This window comes from Nostoc sp. NMS4 (assembly GCF_017115095.1).
GTDB lineage: Bacteria > Cyanobacteriota > Cyanobacteriia > Cyanobacteriales > Nostocaceae > Nostoc.
In genome coordinates this window covers 1-4,977 of record NZ_JABXKI010000271.1, presented here as the reverse complement: position 1 = coordinate 4,977, position 4,977 = coordinate 1, and the positions used below count along the sequence as shown (strand labels likewise).

General features: G+C 40.5%; 5 protein-coding genes. 4 read left to right on the top strand and 1 reads right to left on the bottom strand.

Features of this window, described 5'->3' with window-relative positions:
• Positions 1–330 precede the first annotated feature (330 nt).
• The 3 genes from nblR (at position 331) to HWQ37_RS25200 (ending at position 2,514) form a co-directional block, all read left to right on the top strand.
• Positions 331–1,017 carry a response regulator transcription factor NblR gene (gene nblR / locus HWQ37_RS25210; RefSeq protein ID WP_292752429.1) on the top strand — a complete coding sequence of 229 codons (687 nt, stop codon included), beginning with the start codon at positions 331–333 and terminating at the stop codon, positions 1,015–1,017.
• A 239-nt stretch (positions 1,018–1,256) separates the two neighbouring features.
• Positions 1,257–1,766, top strand: a complete 510-nt coding sequence (locus HWQ37_RS25205) for a DUF192 domain-containing protein (RefSeq protein ID WP_292752427.1) — start codon at positions 1,257–1,259, stop codon at positions 1,764–1,766.
• A gap of 520 nt (positions 1,767–2,286) precedes the next feature.
• Positions 2,287–2,514: a DUF2949 domain-containing protein gene (locus tag HWQ37_RS25200; protein ID WP_292736094.1), complete on the top strand. Its 228-nt coding sequence runs from the start codon at positions 2,287–2,289 to the stop codon at positions 2,512–2,514.
• Between the two features lie 350 nt (positions 2,515–2,864).
• On the opposite strand, the gene HWQ37_RS25195 is transcribed toward HWQ37_RS25200, so the two are convergent.
• Positions 2,865–4,019, bottom strand: coding sequence for a pyridoxal-phosphate-dependent aminotransferase family protein (locus HWQ37_RS25195; protein ID WP_292752424.1), 1,155 nt, complete (start codon positions 4,017–4,019; stop codon positions 2,865–2,867).
• A 581-nt stretch (positions 4,020–4,600) separates the two neighbouring features.
• Between HWQ37_RS25195 and HWQ37_RS25190 the strand changes: the two genes are divergently transcribed.
• On the top strand, positions 4,601–4,813 hold the full coding sequence (locus tag HWQ37_RS25190) for a hypothetical protein (protein ID WP_292752422.1): 213 nt from the start codon (positions 4,601–4,603) through the stop codon (positions 4,811–4,813).
• Positions 4,814–4,977: the final 164 nt, after the last annotated feature.

Sequence of the window (4,977 nt, the reverse complement as noted above, 5' to 3'; positions counted from 1 at the left end):
ACGTAAGGGTTTTAGACATTTAAAACGGGTTGCTTATTTCCGCCGTGCTGTACTAGTAGTCTGTCAAGAAATAATTGACGAATAAATTTTCTGTAGAGACGGCGATTTATCGCGTCTCTCCAACCGTCAAAATGGATTTGACAGACCCCTAGTTATTAAGATTGCATAGCAGAATTCGATAGTTTAAACCTGAACGTGCTAAAACATTCCTGAGCAGCGTGTCAAATCAGATTGCTCCATCACTAAAAACTCGTAATTGCACTTTATAACTGATGTAAAGATTTTCTCTAGAATACCTTTACAATCCCAAATCCAATATCCAAAATTGTTATGACAGTTGCTCAAAGTCCGTGTGTTTTGGTGATTGAAACCGATGATAGCCTTGCAAATCAGCTTTCTTGCGATTTGCAAGAAGCCGGTTATGAATCAATTTTGGCTCATGATGCGACGAGTGGTTTACAACACTGTCGCGATCGCCAACCTGCTTTAATTGTTTTAGACCGGATGCTAGCAGGAGAATCAGGACTCTCATTGTGCAAAAATTTGAGAAGCACTGGTATGCGATCGCCTGTATTAATTTTAATGGCAAGGGATACAGTTGACGATCGGGTAGCTTGCCTAGAAGCTGGAGCAGATGACTACATCCTCAAGCCTTACCGCTCAGAAGATTTTTTGAAGTTGATTCGTCTGTACTTAAAACCCGATGTGGATACCACGGAGCAATTACGCTTTGGGGATTTAATTTTAGACATAGCAACTCGCCGTGCAATACACAACGGACGACCAATTGACTTGACAATGAAAGAATTTGAACTATTAAAATTCTTAATGGAACATCCCCGTGAAGTGTTAACCCGCGAACAAATTCTCGAAAATGTTTGGGGTTACGACTTTCTGGGTGAGTCAAATGTAATTGAAGTGTACATTCGTTACTTACGCTTAAAAATCGAAGATGAAGGTCAAAAGCGCCTCATTCAAACAGTGCGAGGTGTCGGGTACGTTTTAAGAGAATCCTAGTATACTGTAGCGGGAGTTTGCTTATCTCGTTCCTAGTTGCAGACTACTAGTCTGTCAAGAAATAATTGACGAATAGATTTTCTGTAGAGACGGCGATTTATCGCGTCTCTCCAACCGTCAAAATGGGTTTGACAGGCCACTGGGAATGCTTTCTTTGCGTGCTGCTGCCTCCACCCAAGGGGTTTTTCTGCCTACAACACTGTAAAATTGAAGTCTAAATTACAAAATCGAAAAGCTATATGACTCGTCGGCTAAGTTTGCTCTCAATAGTGCTGAGTATTTTTTTGATGGGTTGTTCTGTGCCAACAACAGCTAAATCTCCTAGCCAAACCTCTGGTTCTGAAACTCCAGCAGCAGAGAGTTTAGGTCAAAAACTACCAATTTCTGCTACAGCTATTGTGCCTAATGGTACAACAATTCAATTAGAGGTAGCACAGACACCACAACAGCAAGCGATGGGGTTGATGTATCGACCAGCTTTACCAGATGACCGGGGGATGCTGTTTGGATTCCCTTCAGCACAACCAGTCAGTTTCTGGATGAAGAATGTACCTGTATCCCTGGACATGGTATTTCTACATAAAGGTGTAGTTAAATATATTCAGGTTGCTGCACCTCCTTGTACAACTGAGCCTTGTCCTACCTATGGCCCCAATACACCAATCGATAAGGTGATTGAACTTCGCTCTGGAAGAGCTGCCGAATTGAACTTGAAAGTCGGTGATATTGTCAAAATTGGTCAAAATTGAGTTTTGAGGCTTCGGTGCTTTGCAGGGATAAAGTACTTAGGTATTTACTCTATTGAGAACCTATACGGTCGAAATATATGTTGTTTCTGTAAAAAATGTCACTTTATGTGGTAAAACAGTCACTTGTAACGCTACTATTTGAAAACTGTGGTAATAATGTAAAATTCTACTGTCTCCAACCTGAAATCATAGTCTTCAGGTTTGGTCGCAAAAATATTCCCTTGGGCGTAAGTGTAAATAGTCGCCAATAAGAGAGTATATAGGCTATGGAATCTTTGTTACTACCTGTGTAATTAAATAAAGCACAAAGGTAAATAAGATGAAGCCAATTTAATTAAGTAAAAATACTGCTTGATAATCGAGCAGATGATTTGTACGAAAATTTTTATTTCTTAGGCCTTCTACGAGAAGTCTCTGTTGAAGGCAAACCAAGAAAACTGTGCTGGGGTGTATGGCCGAAAATGGCACAGTGACAGATGAAATACTGGCTACTGTCTACCGAGTAATGGTGAACTGATATATGACAATACATTCTGCACAAGGAGGTGAGATACAAATGTCACCATCAAAATATTCTCGACTGATTCATTTTTTGCAAGAAGATTTGGCAATTTCCACAGCATCACTAGCAGTGGCGCTTCGGCATCGGGAGCAAGACCCTGGCCCTTTGGCGATGATTCTTTGGCAATATGGGTTAGTTACTCTAGAGCAATTAGAACAAATTTATGATTGGCTGGAGACGGCATAGTTTATACCAATCTTGGATTTGAGGTTGCACTAAAGGTAAGCTTTCAGCGCAACTTAGACTTGGGATTAAAATTTTGTGCCAAATACCTGTCACCAAAATCTCAAACAATACTATGTTATGCCAATTTAGTATGATAGTAAGTTGCTGAAAGACTCTTTGCGACTGTCTTCAAAACAAAAAATACTATCCAGGACAACTTGGTGTCATTTAGGAGAATTGATATATGTCACATCAACTCTACCTTATGCAAAGGTTGATATATAGCTCTCTTGACTCTGACGTTTTCTACTCATTTTTATACAAATTAAAAGAGCGAGTTAAATTATCAACTCGCTCTTTTGATTTATTACTCAGGAGTGACTAAACACTTTAACTGCTGCTGCTATACCAGAACCAGGGGTGAAATCTTCGTAGCCAAGTTCTGTGAGGGTAACTTCTAAGGATGCTATACAGCTGAGGATATCGCGATCGCTGACAAAACCCAAGTGACCAATACGGAAAATTTTATTACTCAAATGGTCCTGACCACCAGCTAAAGCAATATCAAAGCGTTTTTTCATCAATGACCGAATTTTATCCGGTTCAATTCCCTGTGGTGCTACCGCCGTAATCGCCGGACTAGCGGAACTATCTGCTGCAAGTAGGGGTAAATTTAACCCTTTAATGGCGGCGCGAGTAGCATTTTTCAGCCGTTCATGTCGAGCAAATATTGATTCTAAGCCTTCTTCTTTCATGATTCGTAACGTGGTGTGTAACGCTACAATCAAGTTCACAGGTGGAGTAAATGGAGTGGTATTTTTGGCTGTGGCTTTGCGATATTTGCCTAAGTCCAAATAATATTTCGGTAGCTTCGCAGTTTTGTAAGCTTCCCAAGCTTTGGGACTGACAGAAACAAAACCCAATCCTGGCGGAATCATATAACCTTTTTGGGAACCGGAGGCGACGATATCCAAACCCCAAGCATCCACAGGTAGATTGAATGCACCCAAGCTAGTGACGGCATCAACGATAATTAAAGCTTCACCGTGTTCTTTGACGTGGCGGTTGATGGTTTCTAGGTCATTCAACACACCGGTCGAGGTTTCGCTGTGGGTAATGATTACGGCTTTGATTTGCTTTTGGGTATCTGCTTGGAGTTTTTCGGCAAATACTGCGGGGTCTAAGGGTTTACCCCATTCCACCTTAACTTCTTCTACATTCAAACCGTAGGCTTGACCAACTTCTACCCAGCGTTCACCAAATTTACCATTAGAGCCAACTAAAATGCGATCGCCTGGAGAGAGAAAATTAATTATTCCCGCTTCTACAGCACCCGTACCACTGACATTCAGCGTCAGTACATCACTTTGAGTTTGGTGCAGCCACTTGAGGTTTTCTGTCACCTCTGCCAATATATTGCTAAATTCAGTAGTACGGTGTCCAATGGGATGCTTGGCTAATGCCAGTAAAGCAGCTTCTGGCACCGGTGTAGGGCCTGGAATCATCAGCATCAGCTTATCGTTCATGTGTCTATCCTAAAAGTCAAATAAAAGTCAAAATTGTGGAAAGTTGGTTAAGTCTGATAGTAAATTCTAGATATTCGTCTACAAATTCCCCTCAGTTCGTCACCAGCCTTGTTGTATATTTTCCAAATTCATAGGAAAAGTATCGTGGGAGTTAGCGATCGATCAGCTTGACCTTTGCAATTTATACCAGACTCAAACTCAAATAAAACCTCTGTTCCAGGCAATCTTACCACACACCTAGATACCAGGTTAAGGTGTCTGCTCGTAAGGGAGTGGCTATTTTAGCCAAGGGTGAAATGTCTATCTAGATGAGGCATAGATTACGATAAATCCTTAAATCTTACCCATAATCCGACTCGATTATTTTTATAAAAACACGCAAAATCGTTTTGAATATCGTGGGAATTGTCGGTGAAAAAGCTGTGTTTTGCTTCCATGAAGGAAGTAACCGCTTACACTATGCGGAAGATTTGGATGTCACCGTTTGTTAAGAGATATAAGATACTCAACTAAACTTTTCAATCTGCTTAGGTCGAAGGATTTTTTTGAGGTTGCCATTCTCTACAAGGATACCTCCATCAATGGAGAAATCATCACTTTCTTTGAGTCAAAATCGCTTTGATGCCAATATCCAAGGCTTCCCTGGCTTACTCAATAGCAATCAATTTGCCGCAGAACTTGAGATACTTGTGCTACTAATTGCTGCACATTATGATAATGCATTTAGTAGTAGACGATACCTGCTACGGATTACGCCGACGCTAAATAATGATAAGTTTTTATACTATACTTAAAAAATTGCTACAATCGTGCTTAGTCTTTTTAATTACTATTCATGGTGAGTCGTTTTTAACTAGTGTTCAGTTCATAAACTGTCACTCTCTAGATCCCCGGTATTCTTGGAAAAGAGATATTCTTAGTTAGTGCAAGGAGTGATACCATTTCACCACATGTTTGT